Origin of the sequence: Kitasatospora sp. NPDC098652 (assembly GCF_044760155.1) — a bacterium.
In the GTDB taxonomy this organism is placed as follows: Bacteria; Actinomycetota; Actinomycetes; order Streptomycetales; family Streptomycetaceae; genus Kitasatospora.
In genome coordinates, this window is the sequence record NZ_JBIWAQ010000002.1 from 836725 (window position 1) to 853110 (window position 16386).

Below are 16386 nucleotides of genomic sequence, written 5' to 3' on the forward strand. Positions count from 1 at the left end.
GGACACGAGTCGGTTCGTCAGGTGACTGCACGGATCACGCTCCTGAGCTTGTCGGGCTCCAGCGGCACAGTGATGGCCTGCCGAGCATCCTGCCAGTGGGCAGCTCCGCTGGCGGACAGGAGCACGACGTCGAGGCCAGGGCAGGACGCTGCGACCAGGAGGGCTGCCGTGGCAGCCGTCAAGCCGGGGCGGACGAAGTCGATCAGTTCGGGTGTCACCAACCCGGGGAGTTCTCCGCCGTGGAGAGGCGCGGACCCGAAGGTGGTGATCCCGGCTTCGCGGGCCTGGAGGAGAGTACTGGGCGCGGACCCGAGCGCCTGGGCTATCGGGCCCGCCATCACAAGGCTGACGGGTTGCTGGAGGCCGGCGAAGTGGCATTCGTGGGACCCTGCGGCCTCCTGGGCGAGGCGGAGAAGTTCCGGGACAGTGAACACGCTGTTCCGGAATCCCGACCATGTGGCCACGCCGTATCCGGTGATACGGCCGAGTTGAACGAACTCCTCCAACACGGTGAAGGCCCCGCGCAGGGCCGTGTGGACCTGCGGTCGGTGCGCCCCGGCGCGCTCCGGGTTGTGGACGAGGACGAAGTCGGCTCGGCCAAGCCCAGCGAGGGAGCGTTCGGTCTGCCAGCGGACGAATCCAGGCTCAAGGCTGTGCCCGGCGCTCGACTCGGGGAGGGTGAGCGCACCGTCGGCCATCGCGGCACGTGCCTGGTCAGCGGTGTAGAAGCCGGTCTTCGTCACCACTCGCACGCCGGGGTACTCAGAGAGCAGCGGAGCGAGTGCCCGGTGGGCTTCGCCGGCGGCGTAGTTGGGGGCGGTGTCGATCCAAGGAGTTCCGCCGGCCAGGGCGGTGCGCGCCGCAAGCTTGACGTCGCGCACCTTGTACGTGCCCAAACCGAGGACGGCGGTCACCAGTTCCCCCTACAGCTGACGCGGACGACCTGGCCGACGAGGAGCTCGTTCACCAGGACGATGGCGGTCCTGATGCCGATGCCGGCGAGGTCAGCGAACGCGCGAACTGTCAACGGCCGGCCAGCGATGAGCTGTTCCAGGGCGGGCCTGACTCGATCTTGGAGATCCCACTCGGTGCCGGCCGCCGCGAGCGTGAGCGTTCCGCGAGTCGGGTGTTGGGTCATCTGGGCGCGGGGGGCCGTCAAGGTGATCGTCAGGGAGCCGACCGTGCCCTCCTCAGTGGAGGTGCTCGGGACGGGGATCCCGTCGACGAAGGGGAGCGAGGGTACGGGACGGCCCTGGTGGGTGGTGTCGATCGAGTTCGCCCACCGGGCGACCAGGTCGGGAGCGTCGAGTTCCGCGAGGACGGCGCGCCGCAGGTCGGCCCTGTAGGCAGCCTGGTCTTCCGCGGTGGCGAAGCGCGGGACGTCCCTCCGGATGACGGCATCGGCGCGCACCTGGTCGACGACCCACGCCAGGAGGTCGGCACCGGTGTGCGCGACCAGGCCGAAGGTGACGTGGAGCGACGGGCTACCTTGGTCGGCGGTGACTGCATGCCACCATCCGCGGGGCAGGTACAGCACGTCGCCCGGGGTCAGCACGAAGTCCGCGATGGGCTCGCCGGTCGGCTCGGCCGGCCTCTCGACGTCGCGCCAGGCAGGGGCCGTGCGGGTCGGGCCGTAGAGGCGCCACCGCTTGACACCTTCGACTTGGACGACGACGACATCGTGATCGTCCCAGTGGGTACCGAAGCCCTCCTTGGCGGTCCAGGAGGCGTAAACGTTCGCCTGGACGGGGGTGTCGAGGAACTGCTCGAGACCGACGGCAGCTGCCCGGAGCGGGAGGTGCAGCTCGTCGGCGGCGTCGAGGACCAGCGACGCGCCTTCGGCCAGATGCTTATGAAGCTCGGCGGGCTGAATCCGCTGCCAGGTAGCGGCACGCCGGTTCGTGACAGTGGAGGCGTATCGGTGGGCAGGCAGGGTCTCGCCGTCCGCCGAGAGGCGCAGGCGGGGTGGCTCCAGTCGGTGGGTGGCCAAGATGGTGTTGAGGTCGTCCCAGGACAGCAGGCCGGCAACATCGTCCAGCCTGCCCGGGATCACAAGGTGGGAGCGGTGCAGCGTCTGGGCGAGGAAGGTCTCCGCGCCCAGACGCGCCGCCCACGAAGCGGTGTCATGCATCGTCGTGGGCGTTCCGACTACTCGTTGTCGTTGCCGTCGGAACGGCCACCGGTGACGTCGGACGGCATGTCGGCCCGGCCACGAGCCGCCACGATGCTCCGCTTGGCGACCAGCAGTCCGTCGTCCGCGTCGCCGTCGACGGCGGTCGAGAAGTTCTCCATAGTGACCTCGATTCCCTGGTGTTCGCCGGGCTCTCCGGCGAACACCAGGGAATCGCTGCGCGTGCCATCCGAACAGAGCAGAATTGATGCACCGATGGAGCATCGGCGTGGCAAACCGGTGGCTGACCAGGCGAGTTCACTGCCTGAGATGGCACTTCAGGTCGAGGGGACGGGTGATGGGGGCGCGCCGCGAGCGGCTTGTCGAGCTTCGCGTGGCAGTTGGGTTCACCCAGGAGTCACTGGCGGCGGCCATGGACGTCGACCGGTCGACGGTTGGCCGGTGGGAGCGAGGTAGCTCCTCACCTCAACCGTGGCAGATGTCGAAGCTGGCTGGCCTGCTGCGGGTGAACCCAGACGGACTTGTTGCTGCCCTGCGAGCGCCTGATCCCGCGGAGCCTGCTGCTGGGGCTGTCGCGGCCGTTGACGGAGCGGGCCGGGCCTTGCCACAGCCGGACAGCCCGGTGCCTGCGGGGGCGGCCACGCTGGCGCTCATGGACGACGGTGCTCGTGTCGGCTGCCGCACAGCTGACGGGCGGGTCGTCTTCGTGATGATGCCGCGCCAGGCACTGTCTCACAGAGTTTCGGCGACGGGCGGTGTCGCGCGCCTGTCCGGCCTCACCAAGCCCCAGGTTCAGGCTCTACCGGCGCTGCTCTCTCCCGGACTTCACTCGGTCGAGAGCATGCGATCTCTGCGCAGGTCCCTCGTGGAGTGCGACAACGTCCTCGGCCCGCGGGAAGTCCTCGCCACCGCCCAGGAGCACATCCAACTAATCCAGCGCCTTCGCCGGGAGGCCAGCGGCAACGACCGGAAGGCGCTGCTCCAGCTACTCGCGGAGTACGCGGAGTTCTGCAGTTGGCTGCACCAGGACGGTGGTGACCACCGGTCCGCCCAATATTGGGCGGACCGTGCGACGGACTGGGCGAGCGCCTGCGGCGACCACGACCTGATTGCCTACATCACGGCGAGGAAAGCCCAGTTGGCGGGCGATATGAAGGAGTCGGTCGATGCGGTCGACCTCGCCGACTACGCCCAGCGCCTGGCCCGCCCCGGGAGCCGGTTGAGCGCCATGGGCGCGGTCTACGGCGCTCACGGGCACGCGCTCCTCGGGGACGAGCTGACCGCCCAACACACCTTCGACCAAGCACTCGCGCTGGTCACCGATCCCTCCGAGGCACCGATCGGGCGGGGCAGGTGGCTCAACGCCGCTTACGTGGAGGCCCAGCGAGCCCGGTCGCTGTCGCTGCTCGGCCACCACCAGGAGGCGGTGGCCGGCTTCGAACAGGCGATCCGCTCCCTGCCGTCCAACTTCCGTCGCGACCGTGGCGTCTACCTCGCCCGCTCCGCGATCTCCCAACTCGCGGCGAACGGACCGGAGCAGGCAGCCGCGACGGGCGAGGCCGCACTCGGTATCGCGCTCAGCACAGGTTCCGCCCGGATCTTCACCGAGCTGGCCATGCTTGACGGGCTGCTGCAACGATGCCGGGGTGTCCTAGAGGTCGACCGGTTCCGGGCGGCCTTCGACAGCCATCTCCTCCATGAAGCGTGATCACCAAAGACCCGGCACCACCGAGAGAACGGACCGCGATGGCCACCCGCCCCTTCGTCTTGCTCAGCGTCGCCACCTCCGTCGACGGCCACATCGACGACGCCTCACCCGACCGCCTCCTGCTGTCGAACCCAGCCGACTTTGACCGCGTCGACCAGGTCCGCGCCGACAGCGACGCCATCCTCATCGGCGGCAACACCCTCCGCAGCGACAACCCCCGGCTGCTCGTGAACAGCGAGCAGCGCCGTGCCGCCCGCGTTGCCGCCGGCAAGCCGGAGTTCCCGCTCAAGGTGACCATCAGCGCCAGCGGTGATCTGAACCGCGATCTCAAGTTCTGGCACTTCGGCGACAAGAAGGTCGTCTACACCACCGACTCCGCCGTCGCCAAGCTCCGCGAGGAACTGGACGGTCTGGCGGAAGTCGTCACCACCGGCGAGACCGTCGACTTCGGCGCCTTGCTCGACGACCTCGCCACCCGCGGTGTCGGCCGGCTGATGGTGGAGGGCGGCGGCCAGATCCACACCCAGTTCCTCTCCCAGGGTCTGGTCGACGAGATCCACCTCGCCGTCGCGCCGCTCGTAGTGGGCGATGCCGGCGCACCGCGCTTCCTCCACCCGGCCTCCTACCCCGGTGGGAGCGCACGCCGGATGCGCCTGCTCGGCACGGAGGCCGTAGGCGATGTCGTGCTCCTGCGCTACGCCCCCAAGGAGGAGTCAGCCTGAGCCGGCCGTCCTGTGGTGGTCAACGGGCACGGTCGCTGACCACCACAGGACGACTCCGCTCGCCTGGAAGGCGCCATGCGGAGTTCAGCCGCGCTGTGCCCGGCGCAGTGCGAGCGCCGGGATCGCGGCGATCTTGTCCTCCGGAAGGTCCTCCCACCGGATCCGAGCGGGCGTACGCGGCCCGGGGCACATGATCACCTCCTCCGGGGTGACGATCACGTCGACCTTGACGTCGTGGGCCTCGGTCGGCACCTGGTCCACCACCTGGAGACGGTGCACCGTGGTGACGATCACGGTCCGTTCGCTGATGAGTCCGGCCTCGGTCAGGAGGGCGGCCTCGATGTCCGAGTAGCCGGCGCCCTTGCCGATCCGGGCCCCGGTCCGGTCGACCGCGACGCTGCCCAGGACGACGACGTCGACGGGTGCCAGCTGGTCGACGTCGACGGCCGTGGTCAGGTTCGGGACCTGCCTGCGATTCGCGGCCACCGCGGGGGAGACGGTCAGGCGCGCGGGGTCCAGGACGTAGAACGGCGCGGCAGCCGCCAGCCGGGGTACGGCCATGTAGACGGTCTTGCCCTGGCTCAGAGCGAGGGCACGGACTGGTTCCTGGGGTGTGTCCGGTACCACCTTGACGATCTTGGCGGCGTGCCATGCCGGCAGGTCTGCAAGGCGGTGGGCGGCCGTCTCGGCGCCGTGAAAGGCGGGGATCCTGCCGTGTGCTGTGTCGTCCTCGACTGCCGAGGCGGCGTCCAGTGCGGTCCAGACGCGCTCGCGCAGTTCGGCTTTGTCTCGGTCCTGGCTCAGGCCCACAGGTGCATCGTCTCCTTCGGTCAGGGTGCCGCCATCAAGGACAGCAGCCGGTCCTGGAGGTCCAGGACCTGGGCTTCCCGCCGCCAGGGTTTCAGCTCCCGAGCGGCGGCGAACACCAGGGTCATTCCCCCGCCGCCGCGGGTCTGCGCGAGCTCGTCGACGGCTTGGTGCAGGACTTCGAGGGCTCCGTCGACCTGCCGCTGTCGGATGAGGGAGAGGGCCAGGTTCCCCAGCACGATCGTCCGGGACTTCTGGCGGCGGCCGAGGCTTCCGGCGACGGATTCCAGCTCGTCCTGTGCCCTGCGGAGTTGGCCGAGTTCGAGGTAGCACGAGCCGGCGAGCCGACCGACCTTGTCCGGCGAGATGAGGCCGGTGGTGGAGCCGGTGTCCAGATGGGCCAGTTGTTCCTGGGCGAGGCCGATGCTCCGCTCGCACTCGCGCCTGTCTCCCAGCATGGCGTGCGCCTCGCCGGCGTGCAGGAGCGCCAGGGCCGCCAGCGCGGGGCTGACCGGTGCCGCCCGTGTTGCTGCCGCGTCGGCGAGCGCGAGGCCGGTCGTCGCGTCCTTGGTGCCGTAGAGGTCGATGTAACTCGACCGGAGGAGGGCGTGGCTCTCCAGGGCGGGGTCGTGCAGGCGGCGGGCAATCGCGGCTGCCTGCGAGTAGTACGTGCGCGCGCCGCCGTGGTCGTGTCGTTGCGAGGCGTCCCAGATCAGCTTCCCCATCAGGGTGCTGGACTCGGCCTGGAGGGTCAGTACGTCCCGCTGTTGTGGCCCGGGCCGGCACTGGCGGGCCAGCTGGTCGAGGCGGGCGAGGTGTTGCCCGGCTTCGGCCAGCAGGGTTGAGGAGGGGACTCGGTCGTACCGTCGCTCGAGATCCAGGAAGGCGTCCCGCAGCTCATCGGGCGATGCCGCGGTGGCACCGTCACCCTTGGCGACATCGGCGGTATCTGTCTCGCTCCTGTTCGTCCGCCTGTCGAAGAGCAGTTCCAGGTCCCCGGCGGTGCGGCCGATCGTCTTGGCGAGCAACGGGATCTGCCACGGCTGCGGCGCCGTTTTGCGGGTCTCCCACCGGTGCACGGTCGAGCGGTCGACGCCGAGGCGCTGAGCCAGCTTCTCCTGGGTGAGGCCCGCTGCCCGGCGCCACTGGGCGAGCTGCCCGTCCCGCTTCATCGCGTTCTCCCGAACTTGGTGTTCCAGAACAGCCGCAGTCCGCAGCCGGGTTCCCTGCATGGCTGCGGCCTGATGCGTCAAATCTGCCCTGTCGCATCGCCGTTGTCTGCCGTTCCGTGTGACCCACACAGAACAAGGCGCTCGCCGGGGGTGTGCCGAGCGCCGCTCGGCTCCGGAGCACATGGCGGCACGGGCGGGGTGCGGTGACCCGCCGGTCGGCGGGTAGCCTACGGGCAGCCGACCGGGCAGGCCGAGAGGACCGCGATCGAATGACCGAGGACATGGGGTTGTCGCCCGCGTGGGTGGCCCGGACGGCGGTGGCCTACGACGAACTTCGTTCCGTGGGTGGTTCGCTGTGGTGGCTGCAGTCGGATCCGGATCACGGCGGCTGCCGACGAGTCGTGAGGGCCGACCACTCGGGCAGCCCGGTTGTGGTGACGCCTCCGGAGGTACCGGTCGGCGGGGACCTCCATGCTTACGGCGGCGGCGCCTTCGCGGTCGTCCCGGACGGGCTGTGGTTCGTCGGCGGCGACGGTTCACTCCTGCGCCAGCCGACTGGTGGCGCGCTCCAGCGGATCCTTCCCGCTACAGGGGTCTGGCGCTACGGGGACCTCGCTTCCGCGCCAGACGGTGGTCTGCTCGCCGTTCGCGGGGATGACACTGTGGACGAGATCGTCGCCGTGTCACCGGCCGGCGACGCCCGGGTGCTGGTGCGCTCCAACGGCTTCCTCGCCTGCCCCCGGCTGACGGGGGACGAGCTGGCGTACGTGGAGTGGGACCGCGATCGGATGCCGTGGGACGGCTCCCAGCTGCTCGTGGCCGACGTGCGCTCGGGTGCTGCGGCGTCACAGAAGGTCGTGGCGGGTGGCGCCGAGGAGTCGGTGGTGCAGCCGTCGTGGGGTCCGGACAGGCTGCTGTACTTCGTGTCGGACCGGTCCGGGTGGTGGAACCTGCACCGTCTTCGTGACGGCGTGGTCGAGGCGGTCGCGCCGATCGAGGCGGACTGCGCGCCCGCGCCCTGGGAGGGCGGGTACCAGTCGTACGGGTTCGGCGGCGACGGCACGGTGGTGCTGACGGTCTCGGACGGCTTCACCACCGAGCTGCTCGCGGTCGACGGCGAAGGCGGTCGGCGGAGACTCGGAGCGAACCTCACTTCCGTGAAGCCGTACGTCGCCGTCGACGGCGACGTGCTCACCGTGATCGGCTCCACCCCGAGCAGCCCGCCGGCTCTCTGGTCGATCGACCTGGGAGCGAAGCCGGGTTCCCCCGCTTTCCCGGTCGGCGGCCCGCTCGCCGAGGCCCCTCTGCCTTGGACGCCGGCTCTCCCGTCGGTCGAGGTCGCAGCGGTCGGCGAGCGGTCCGTGAGGTTCCTCCTGTACCGACCGCACGGCGGAGCGCGGCCGGTGCCTCTCCTGGTCCGGGCGCACCCGGGTCCGACGGACGACGTTCCCCTTCGCCTGGACTGGACCACGCAGTTCTTCGTCAGCCACGGCTTCGCCGTCGCCGAGGTCCTCTACCGCGGCAGCACCGGCCGGGGCCGCAGCTTCCGGCAGGCGCTCCACGGCCACTGGGGCGACTACGACGTGGAGGACTGCGCGGTCGTCGCGGACCACCTGAGGGCGAGCGGCGTGGCGATGCCCGGTGCGGTGTTCATCAGCGGCGCGAGCGCCGGCGGTTACACAGCGCTGCAGGCGGCGTGCCACCCGGGCCCGTTCAGTGGTGCAACGGCTACGTCGGCGATCATCGACCCTGCGCGGTGGGAGGTGTCCGTGCCGACGTTCCAGCGTCCGCACGCCGCTGTTCTGCGGGGCCCTGCCGGTGCGGTGGAGCCGTCCCGGGTCCGTTGCCCGGTTCTGGTGATCCACGGGTCGGCCGACACGATCACCTCCGCGCCGGAGGCCGTGCAGTTCGCCCGGGAGCTGGCCGCACTCGACAGCGGGCACGCCAGTCTGCTCCTGGAGGGCGGGGACCACTACCTGTCCGCGCCCGCGCACCGGGAGCAGGCGCTCCGTGCCGAACTCGCCTTCTACCGGGACGTCATGAATCGCTCGTCATCGTGACCGCCAGCGTGTCCGCCTCCGGCAGCACGGCACGGACGAAGTCGCGCAGGTCCCGCACCGGGGCGTAGTCGCCGTGGTGACGCATGTCGGCCAGCAGGCCGGCCACCCGCTCGACGCACCGGCCGGATCCCGTTCTGGCGGCGAAGGCGACGGCGTCGCGCCCGGCGGCGACCGCCTGGTCGAGGTCTGAGCTGCGCAGCCAGGTGGCGGCGAGCAGCGCGGCGTCGATCGCGCGTCGCCGGACCCTGTCCGCGCCGACGCCGTGGAGCGCGTCGGTGAGCTGGGTCCGGGCGGCCGGTGCGCGGCCGAGGTCGTGGAGGCAGTGCGCGGCCTCGTCGGCGAGGTAGGCGTGGGTGAAGTAGCGGATCCAGGGCGGTTCGTCGTGCGGGTCGGCCGTGTTGAGCAGTTGCTCGGCCTCCAGGATCAGCGCGGTCGCCTCGTGTTCTCGCAGCAGTCTGGCGTTCGCGCGTGCGAGGACCGCGGTGATGGCCGCCCGGGTGGAGGGGCTCGCCGTGGTGCCGGCCGCTGCGTGGGCGGAGGCTGCCCAGCGCAGGGCGGTCTGCGGGTGTCCGCGGTGCAGGGCGAGGTGGGCGAGGTTCACCGCCACCAGGTAGGCGCCGTACGCCTGGTCGTTGGTCGCGGTGGTCAGGGTCAGGGCGCGCTGGTAGTAGTCCTGGGCTCGGTCGGGGTTGCCGGTGTCGACGGCCTGGTAGCCGGCGAGTTCGCAGAATCCGACGGTGAGCTGGGCTCGTTGGCGCGCGACGTGCTCGTCCGCTGCGGGTCGGCGCAGGAGGGCGTCGAGTTCGTTGTCGATGTAGGAGCTGACCTGCCGCCAGTGGTGCCTGGCTCCGTGCGTGTGGTCGAGCTGACGGAACATCCCGAGCATCCCCTCGGCAACTGCGATCTCCTCGCCCGTCACCCACAGGGAGGTAGCGGCTGGTGAGGGGCCGGCGTTGACGGCGGCCCAGTCGCCGATCAGCGCGTCCACCGCCGCCAACCGGCCTGGGGCCGGATCGGGTTCCCGGGAGTCCCGAGGGCCTGGGAGTGCGGTCAGCGGTGCTGCGTGCGTCGCCGCCGGCGCGGTTCGTTCGGCCCCGCCGTCCGGCGCGGGACCGGTGGCCGAGTCCCCGAAGAAGACGGATCGCATCTCGCGTTGCGGGATCTCCAGCAGCACGGCGAGCTTGTCGATCTGCCACGGGCGCGGGGTCGATGCCCCGCTCTCCCAGCGGTGGATCGTCGACCGGTCCACGCTCATCAGGTGCGCGAGCTGTTCCTGGGTGTGGCCGGCGGCCCTGCGTAGCGCGGCCAGCCGCCCCCTTTGCCTCATCGCGCTCTCCCCCAAGATTTTTTCGGCGACGACTTCGCAGGTCGCAGGCGGGTTTGCAACATCAACTGCAACACGATGCAACAAGTCTGCACTGTTGGGCGGGCCTTGGCCGGTGGTTCCGTATGACCCGCCGGAAATCCGGCATCACTGGTCGGGCCCCGTCTCACCGGCATCGGCCCGTCTCCACTCGGTCTCACCGCCCTCGCTTCAGGTGCGCGCGGCCGTCTTGCCCAGGAAGGACCCGGCCATGGACGCCGTCACCGCCCTCGACCCGGGCCGGTTCGTCCAGCACCCCGCCGGCCACGACAGTGACCTGCGGATCGCTGTCGAGGAACTGCAGCAGGGGCGGTGGATGTCCGCGCACACCCTGCTGGCGCGCTCGTGGGACAACTGGCCGGTATGGACGGCTCGCACCCAGGTCCTGGCCGCCGTCTCGGCGCGCACCAACGTGCTGCACCACTGGCGCGCCGAGGCCCCGGACAGCACCGGGCTGGTGACCCTGCTGGCCCGCACAGCCGTGGACCGGGCCATCACCGCCGTGACGCAGCGGGCAGACCCGCGCACGATCGCCCAACTGCTCGAGCAGGCACGGCACCTGTGCTGGGAGGCCGCCTCGACCCTTCCCGAGGATCCCGTCCCGTGGGTCTGCCTGCTCAGCCTGGCCCAGCTCGATCCCGGCCAGTCTCACCCCGTGCACCGGATCCCGGCACCGGACCACATGCTCCCGCCCGGACCGTGGGGGCTGCTCGCCCAGGCCCGGCGCTCCGATCCGTGGAACAGGGAGGCGTTCCACCGGATGCTGCGGTTCTGGCTCGCCCGGGGGGACAGCGGGACCGCAGGCACCTTCCTGGCGACCTTCGTCCCCGCGGCCCCGGCCGGCTCGCCCTTGTATGCCCTTCCGCTGTACCTGATGGTCGACAGCTACCGGCGCGCGCAGCGCAAGGACGCGGCGGCGTTGCAGTGGACGAACAACGAGCGCGGGCGCTCCACCGTGCTTCAGGCGTACGAGAACTGGCGTGCGGCGCCCCGCGAACCGGGCCTTCGGTGGCCGGTGGTGGACGAGGGCCACCTCGCGCACGCGCTGTGGGCGATCCGCCGGCCGGCCGATGCCGCCGAGGTCCTCGTGGCGATGGCCCCCTTCGTCTCCTCCCAGCCGTGGGCGAGCGTCGGGGGACGTCCGGACGACCTCTTCCGGCAGGTGCTGGCCCAGTCGGCCGCCGCCGCCCGCTGATCTCCCGCTGTCCTCCCGGCCCAACGGCCGAAGTCCGATACCGCCGACCTTCTCTTCCGGAGGCTTCCTCATGCCACGCTCTGACCAGGCCCTTTACTCCCACGCGGATGACGACCATCTGGCGGGTCTGGGGATCAAGCCCGAACTGGTGCGCAGGATGAGCGGGTTCGGGAACCTGGCCATCTCCCTGACCGTCATCTCGGTGCTCTCTGGCTGCATGACGCTCTTCGGGTTCGGCCTGGTCAGCGGCGGCCCGGCCGTGATGATGTGGGGCTGGCTGGGTGTGGGCCTGGCCGTGCTGCTGGTCGGCATGGCGCTGGCCGAGGTCACCTCCGCCTACCCGACCAGCGGGGGCCTGTACTACATGGCGCTGCGGCTGGGCGGCCCGCGCTGGGCGTGGGGCACCGGCTGGCTGAACCTGCTCGGCCTGCTGGGCGGGATCGCCGGCATCGACTACGGCGCCGCGTCCTTCATCGCCGCGTTCGCCAACCTGCAGTGGGGAGTCGAGACCTCACCCGGCCTGGTCCTGGCGATCTTCGCCGTCGTGCTGCTGGTCCACGCCCTGCTGAACGTCGCCGCCGTGCGAGTGGTGAGCCTGCTCAACGCCGTCTCGGTGTGGTGGCACGTCCTCGGTGTCCTGGTGATCGTCGGGGTGCTCGCCGTCGTCCCCTCCCACCACCAGAGCCCAGGCTTCGTGTTCGGGCACTACGCCAACAGCACCGGGTGGTCGAACCCGGTCTACGTGAGCGCCGTCGGCCTGCTGCTGGCCGGCTATACCTTCTGCGGCTACGACGCGAGCGCCCACATGTCCGAGGAGACGACCAACGCGCGGATCGCCGCCCCGCGCGGCATCGTCCGCTCGATCTGGATATCGCTGATCGCCGGGTTCGTGCTGCTGGCCGGCCTGCTCTTCGCGGTCCAGGACTACGCGGGCACCGCCGCCGCCGACGTGCCGCCCGCCCAGGTCTTCCTGGACGCACTCGGGACGACCGGGGCCAAGGCCCTGCTGCTGATCGTGATCGGCGCCCAGCTGTTCTGCGGCTCCGCCGAGGTCACCGCTGCGAGCCGCATGGTCTACGCCTTCTCCCGCGACAACGCCCTTCCCGGCTCGGCGACCTGGCGCCGGGTCTCGCGGTCCAACAAGGTCCCGGTGCCGGCGGTGTGGCTGTCGGTGGTGGTCGCGTTCGCCCTCGCCGTGCCCTCGCTGTACAGCGCGACCGCCTACGGAGCGGTGACCGCGGTCAACGTGATCGGCATGACTCCCAGTTACATCATCCCCGTCTACCTGCGGCTGCGGCAGCGGGACCGGTTCGTTCCGGGGCCGTGGAACCTGGGCCGGTGGAGCCGCCCAGTGGGGATCACCGCGGTGGTGTGGGTGGTCGTGTTGACGGTGCTGGTCTGCCTGCCCCAGCGCTACCCCGTGACCATCGACACCTTCAACTACGCGCCCGTCACCCTGCTGGTGGTCCTGGCGCTGGCCTGGGTGTGGTGGCGGATGGCCGGCAAGCGGTTCTCCGCCCCGGTCGTCCAGGACCCGAACCTCGCCGCGATCGAGGAGCAGATCGTATGACACCCGCGATGCGCACAGCCCGCCCTCTGACCGGACCGTCGCTGCCTTCTCCCCGCGGCCCACTGTCCGAGCTGGTGGCCTCCCGCAGCCTCGACACCGTGCTGCTGGCCACCGTCGACCCGCAGGGCAGGCTCAAGGGCAAGGAGCACGACGCCCGCACGCTGCTGCGGCGCCTGGAGTCCGGCCCGGTCACCCCGGAGATGTGCGGCTACGTGCTCGGCACGGACCTGGGCATGGCGCCCCTGCCCGCCGGCGAGTTCTCCTGGGAGTCCGGCTTCGGCGACATCGCCGTGCTGCCCGACCTCGACCACGCCCGCGTGATCCCGTGGGAGCCGAACAGCGCGCTCGTGCTGGCCCGCCCCCTCGAAGGCGGACGGCCGCACCCGCTGTCCCCGGCCACCGTCCTGGACGAACAGCTCGCCCGGCTGCAGGACTTGGGATTCGAGGCGCGGGTCGGCATCGAGACCGAGTTCCTCCTGTACGAGGGCACCGTCTCCGAGGCTGCGGCGGCCGGCTGGCGCGGGCTTCGCCCGGTGACCTGGGACAACCGCGACTACGCCCTCGACCGGCCGGGCCCGGCGGCCGACTTCTCCCGGTCGCTGCGCCAGGCCCTGGCCGGGGCCGCACTGCCCGTCGAGGCGCTCAAGTTCGAGAGCGCCCCGGGTCAGGTGGAGGTGACCTTCCCCTACGGACCGGCACCTGCGGCCTGCGAGCAGCACGTGCTGTTCAAGCACGCCGCGCGGGCGGTGGCCGAGCAGCACCGGCTGGCGGCCACCTTCATGGCCGCGCCCAGCGACGGGGTCGGCTCCGGGATGCACCTGCACCTGTCCCTGTGGAAGGGCGACCAGCCGGTGACGGCCTCTGAGCAGGACGCGGGCGCCCTGTCGCAGGCGGGCGGGCAGGCGGTCGCCGGGCTGCTGGAGGCGCTGCCCGAGATGGGCCCGCTGTGGGCGCCGTACGTGAACAGCCACAAGCGGCTCGGCGGGCCGTTCGCGCCGTCGAAACTCGTGTGGGGGCGGGACAACCGCTCCTGCGCGGTGCGGGTGGTCGGCCACGGCCCCAGCCTCCATCTGGAGGTCCGTCTGCCCGGTGCGGACGCCAACCCCTACCTCGCCTTGGCCGCCGCCTTTGCCTCGATCCGACACGGCATCACGGGCAAGCTCGCGCCCGATATGCCCGTCACCGGCGATGCCCAGTGGGCTGGCGACGCCCGGGTTCTCTCCCGCCACCCCTGGGCCACCGTCGAGCGGTTCGAGGCCAGCCGCACCGCCCGCGAGCTGCTGGGCGAACGCGTCGTCGACCACCTCGTCTCGCTCGCCTGGCTGGAGGTCGAGCACCACGCCGGCCGCGTCACCGACGCGGAGCTGGCGCGCGGGTTCGCCCAGGCCTGAGCCCCGGGACGGCCGCGGAGCCACACCCCCGGGCCCGCGGCCGTCCCGGTTCCACCCCCACCACCGTTCCCCCTGCGCTGGAGACCCGCTATGGACACCTTCGTGCAACCCCAAGCGAAGACCGACACCACGCCTGCCCGTGCCGTGCCCGACCTGCTGGTCAAGGCCCACCTGGTCGGCGTCACCGATTCCGGCATGGAGGGCCTGGCCCTGTGGCTGGCCTCCCGCGGTCTGGACGTCACCGCCAGCATCGACCGCGCCGACCAGGACAGCCCGGCCGCCGCCCGTCTGCGCGCGGCCGGCGTAGAGGCCACGGTCGGCTTCACCGCCGACAGCATCCGCAACGACCGCACGGCCGTGGTCTGGTCCGGCGTGGTCGCCGTCCCTCACCCCGAACTCGACCGCGCCCAGGCCCTCGGCGTGCCGGTGCTCGCCCGCGCCCACGCACTCGCCATGCTGTGCGCCGCCGCCGGCCGGCCGCTGGTGGCGGTGGGCGGCAGCCACGACACCGCCACCGCCACCGCCGTCCTGGCCGCCGCCCTGAACGACGGCTCCACCGGCTGGATCCTCAACGCCCCCGCCGCCGGTACCGCCCCCGGGCAGGGCGGAGGCCGGCGCCTCGTCGTGGACCTGTGCCCCGACACCGGTACACACGAGGCCGCACCGCCGGGGTCCTGGACCCACCGCCAGCACCACCAGCATGCCTACCGCCAGCCGTCGCCCGCCCTCACACTGATCACCGCCGTGGCCGCGAACGCCCCGCACTTCGAGGACACCATCGAAGCCCTGGACGCCGCCACCCGGCTCGCCCGCAGCTCCGCCACCGTCGTCCTGCCGCTCTGGGACAAGGGCGCGAAGATCCTCCACGAGAGGCTCTGCGACCGCCCCAAGCCCGGCCCCACCGTGGTCACGGTCGGCCTCGACGAGAGCGCCGACGTGTGGGTGCTCTCCCCCCGCTGGCTCGGCCGCGAACACCTCCTCGCCCTCCGCTACCAGAGCACCACGCACCAGTTCGTCGTGCCGCTCGCAGGGCGTCACCACGCTCTGGCTGCCTGCGCCGCCATCGCCACCGCCCTGGTCGCCAGAGAGGACCCTGGGGCCATCGCCGAGCGCCTGGCTGCCTTCAAGGGCGTCGAGCGGTCCCTGACCGAAGCCGGCACCCAAGCACGGATCACCGTGTGCGACTCCCGCGCCCGCCACCCCCAAGAGGTTGCCGCCGACGTGCAGGCCGCCCGGATGCTCACCGAGGGCAACCTCATCGTCGTGCTGGAGCCGGACGGCATCGCCCGTACCAGCGCACACGCCACCGAACTGGGCAAGGCCCTCGCCGCCGGCCGCGAAGGCGACCGCGTCGTCCTGCTGCCGGTCGCCACCCCGTTGACCGTGCTGAACATCCCCGACCCGCTGGACGCCGTTGCCGAGGCCGCGCAGCCAACCAGCGCGCTGGTTCGATTGCGCGTGGGCCCGTGCGATCCAAGCGCAGAGCAGCAGATCGCCGACCTCGCCGAGCCCGGCGACCTGGTCCTCGTCATCGGCACCGGCGACGCCGCCGGGCTCGGCCACCGCCTGCTGGGCTACCTCAGTCGAACCACCGGCCGCCCGTGACCCACCCACCGACCACCGGAGGTGCCCCGATGAACACCGCTCTGCCCCCACACGCCCTTTCCGAACGCGAGACACGCTTGCTCGGCCACCTCGCCGCGGAGGCCCAACCCCGCACGATCACGGTCGACCCCATCCTCGCCCTCGCCCCCGCCGACGTCGACGAGGCCGTTCGCGCCCTGCTGAGCACGACGGGAACGCGCACCGTGCCGCAGCTGGTCGCCTGGGGCGCCGCTCACAGCATCGTGACCGGCCCGCACACCCCGCCCACCACTGACTTCCGGCTCCCCGGACGCCTGCAGCGGATCCTTCAAGGATGGGTCGGCGGACGCACCGCGCCGGAACTGGCGGCCGACCTGGACGTCACCCCTCACACGGTGCGCGAGTACGACAGGGGCCTGCGCGTCCGGCTGGGTGTCCGCACCCAGATCCAGGCGAGCATCACCGCCGTCCTGGCCGGCCTGGTCCTCCTCCGCGACATCAAACCCGACTGGCCTGCCGAGCCGTTCCGCCACGCCGCCCCAGCCGGCAAACAGACAGCGTAAGCACCCCGCACCACACCCATGGCGGCCGTTCGGGCCAGGGCCGCACCCCAACAACCCAGGGAAGAGGAGGTGACCGGACCGCACCACCCAACAGACCCCCCGCACCGCGCCGTTGCGCGT

General features: G+C 71.5%; 14 protein-coding genes and 1 pseudogene. 9 read left to right on the forward strand and 6 right to left on the reverse strand.

All coding sequences use genetic code 11. The annotated features are described in order from the left end of the window. Nucleotides 1-17: 17 nt before the first annotated feature. Genes ACIQWA_RS07740 through ACIQWA_RS07750 form a run of 3 tightly spaced genes read right to left on the reverse strand, consistent with a single transcriptional unit; the run spans nucleotide 18 to nucleotide 2292 of the window. Nucleotides 18-914, reverse strand: a complete 897-nt coding sequence (locus tag ACIQWA_RS07740; protein WP_402479501.1) for an aldo/keto reductase — start codon at nucleotides 912-914, stop codon at nucleotides 18-20. After that, a complete protein-coding gene (locus ACIQWA_RS07745) occupies nucleotides 911-2131 on the reverse strand; it encodes a cupin domain-containing protein (protein WP_402479504.1) in 1221 nt (406 codons plus the stop codon). The genes ACIQWA_RS07740 and ACIQWA_RS07745 overlap by 4 nt, the downstream gene beginning before the upstream one ends. Nucleotides 2132-2148: 17 nt before the next feature. Continuing rightward, nucleotides 2149-2292, reverse strand: coding sequence for a hypothetical protein (locus tag ACIQWA_RS07750; protein ID WP_402479507.1), 144 nt, complete (start codon nucleotides 2290-2292; stop codon nucleotides 2149-2151). 176 nt (nucleotides 2293-2468) lie between these two features. Between ACIQWA_RS07750 and ACIQWA_RS07755 the strand changes: the two are divergent. The 3 genes and pseudogenes from ACIQWA_RS07755 to ACIQWA_RS07765 form a co-directional block, all read left to right on the forward strand. Further along, a pseudogene (locus ACIQWA_RS07755) lies at nucleotides 2469-2651 on the forward strand (helix-turn-helix domain-containing protein); the annotation flags it as partial. Nucleotides 2652-2972: 321 nt separating this feature from the next. Further along, nucleotides 2973-3839 carry a DNA-binding protein gene (locus ACIQWA_RS07760; RefSeq protein ID WP_402479739.1) on the forward strand — a complete coding sequence of 289 codons (867 nt, stop codon included), beginning with the start codon at nucleotides 2973-2975 and terminating at the stop codon, nucleotides 3837-3839. Between the two features lie 38 nt (nucleotides 3840-3877). Continuing rightward, a complete protein-coding gene (locus ACIQWA_RS07765; RefSeq protein WP_402479510.1) occupies nucleotides 3878-4561 on the forward strand; it encodes a RibD family protein in 684 nt (227 codons plus the stop codon). A gap of 84 nt (nucleotides 4562-4645) precedes the next feature. Here the strand turns inward: ACIQWA_RS07765 and ACIQWA_RS07770 are convergent, their stop codons facing one another. After that, nucleotides 4646-5371 carry a 5-formyltetrahydrofolate cyclo-ligase gene (locus ACIQWA_RS07770; RefSeq protein ID WP_402479513.1) on the reverse strand — a complete coding sequence of 242 codons (726 nt, stop codon included), beginning with the start codon at nucleotides 5369-5371 and terminating at the stop codon, nucleotides 4646-4648. Nucleotides 5372-5391: 20 nt separating this feature from the next. Continuing rightward, a complete protein-coding gene (locus ACIQWA_RS07775) occupies nucleotides 5392-6540 on the reverse strand; it encodes a helix-turn-helix transcriptional regulator (RefSeq protein ID WP_402479516.1) in 1149 nt (382 codons plus the stop codon). 662 nt (nucleotides 6541-7202) lie between these two features. On the opposite strand from ACIQWA_RS07775, the gene ACIQWA_RS07780 reads away from it, so the two are divergent. Then, complete coding sequence (locus ACIQWA_RS07780) at nucleotides 7203-8600, forward strand: prolyl oligopeptidase family serine peptidase (RefSeq protein WP_402479518.1); 1398 nt, start codon at nucleotides 7203-7205, stop codon at nucleotides 8598-8600. Here the strand turns inward: ACIQWA_RS07780 and ACIQWA_RS07785 are convergent. After that, nucleotides 8578-9927, reverse strand: coding sequence for a helix-turn-helix domain-containing protein (locus tag ACIQWA_RS07785; RefSeq protein ID WP_402479521.1), 1350 nt, complete (start codon nucleotides 9925-9927; stop codon nucleotides 8578-8580). The genes ACIQWA_RS07780 and ACIQWA_RS07785 overlap by 23 nt on opposite strands. A gap of 247 nt (nucleotides 9928-10174) precedes the next feature. Between ACIQWA_RS07785 and ACIQWA_RS07790 the strand changes: the two genes are divergently transcribed. From ACIQWA_RS07790 to ACIQWA_RS07810, 5 genes are all read left to right on the forward strand, one after another. Next, nucleotides 10175-11158: a hypothetical protein gene (locus tag ACIQWA_RS07790; protein WP_402479523.1), complete on the forward strand. Its 984-nt coding sequence runs from the start codon at nucleotides 10175-10177 to the stop codon at nucleotides 11156-11158. 70 nt (nucleotides 11159-11228) lie between these two features. Further along, nucleotides 11229-12728 (forward strand): amino acid permease, encoded by a 1500-nt coding sequence (locus tag ACIQWA_RS07795; RefSeq protein WP_402479526.1) that lies wholly within the window; start codon nucleotides 11229-11231, stop codon nucleotides 12726-12728. A gap of 8 nt (nucleotides 12729-12736) precedes the next feature. After that, nucleotides 12737-14119, forward strand: a complete 1383-nt coding sequence (locus tag ACIQWA_RS07800) for a glutamine synthetase family protein (protein WP_402479529.1) — start codon at nucleotides 12737-12739, stop codon at nucleotides 14117-14119. Nucleotides 14120-14209: 90 nt separating this feature from the next. Continuing rightward, on the forward strand, nucleotides 14210-15724 hold the full coding sequence (locus tag ACIQWA_RS07805) for a Mur ligase domain-containing protein (protein WP_402479531.1): 1515 nt from the start codon (nucleotides 14210-14212) through the stop codon (nucleotides 15722-15724). Between the two features lie 29 nt (nucleotides 15725-15753). Continuing rightward, nucleotides 15754-16266 (forward strand): hypothetical protein, encoded by a 513-nt coding sequence (locus ACIQWA_RS07810; RefSeq protein WP_402479534.1) that lies wholly within the window; start codon nucleotides 15754-15756, stop codon nucleotides 16264-16266. Nucleotides 16267-16386 lie beyond the last annotated feature (120 nt).

Bases quoted from the DNA above. Each gene is read 5' to 3' on its own strand.
- ACIQWA_RS07750 (WP_402479507.1), bottom strand. From the start codon at position 2,292: ATGGAGAACTTCTCGACCGCCGTCGACGGCGACGCGGACGACGGACTG.
- ACIQWA_RS07765 (WP_402479510.1), top strand. From the start codon at position 3,878: ATGGCCACCCGCCCCTTCGTCTTGCTCAGCGTCGCCACCTCCGTCGAC.
- ACIQWA_RS07805 (WP_402479531.1), top strand. From the start codon at position 14,210: ATGGACACCTTCGTGCAACCCCAAGCGAAGACCGACACCACGCCTGCC.
- ACIQWA_RS07775 (WP_402479516.1), bottom strand. From the start codon at position 6,540: ATGAAGCGGGACGGGCAGCTCGCCCAGTGGCGCCGGGCAGCGGGCCTC.
- ACIQWA_RS07760 (WP_402479739.1), top strand. From the start codon at position 2,973: ATGCGATCTCTGCGCAGGTCCCTCGTGGAGTGCGACAACGTCCTCGGC.
- ACIQWA_RS07745 (WP_402479504.1), bottom strand. From the start codon at position 2,131: ATGCATGACACCGCTTCGTGGGCGGCGCGTCTGGGCGCGGAGACCTTC.
- ACIQWA_RS07810 (WP_402479534.1), top strand. From the start codon at position 15,754: ATGAACACCGCTCTGCCCCCACACGCCCTTTCCGAACGCGAGACACGC.
- ACIQWA_RS07790 (WP_402479523.1), top strand. From the start codon at position 10,175: ATGGACGCCGTCACCGCCCTCGACCCGGGCCGGTTCGTCCAGCACCCC.
- ACIQWA_RS07795 (WP_402479526.1), top strand. From the start codon at position 11,229: ATGCCACGCTCTGACCAGGCCCTTTACTCCCACGCGGATGACGACCAT.
- ACIQWA_RS07800 (WP_402479529.1), top strand. From the start codon at position 12,737: ATGCGCACAGCCCGCCCTCTGACCGGACCGTCGCTGCCTTCTCCCCGC.
- ACIQWA_RS07785 (WP_402479521.1), bottom strand. From the start codon at position 9,927: ATGAGGCAAAGGGGGCGGCTGGCCGCGCTACGCAGGGCCGCCGGCCAC.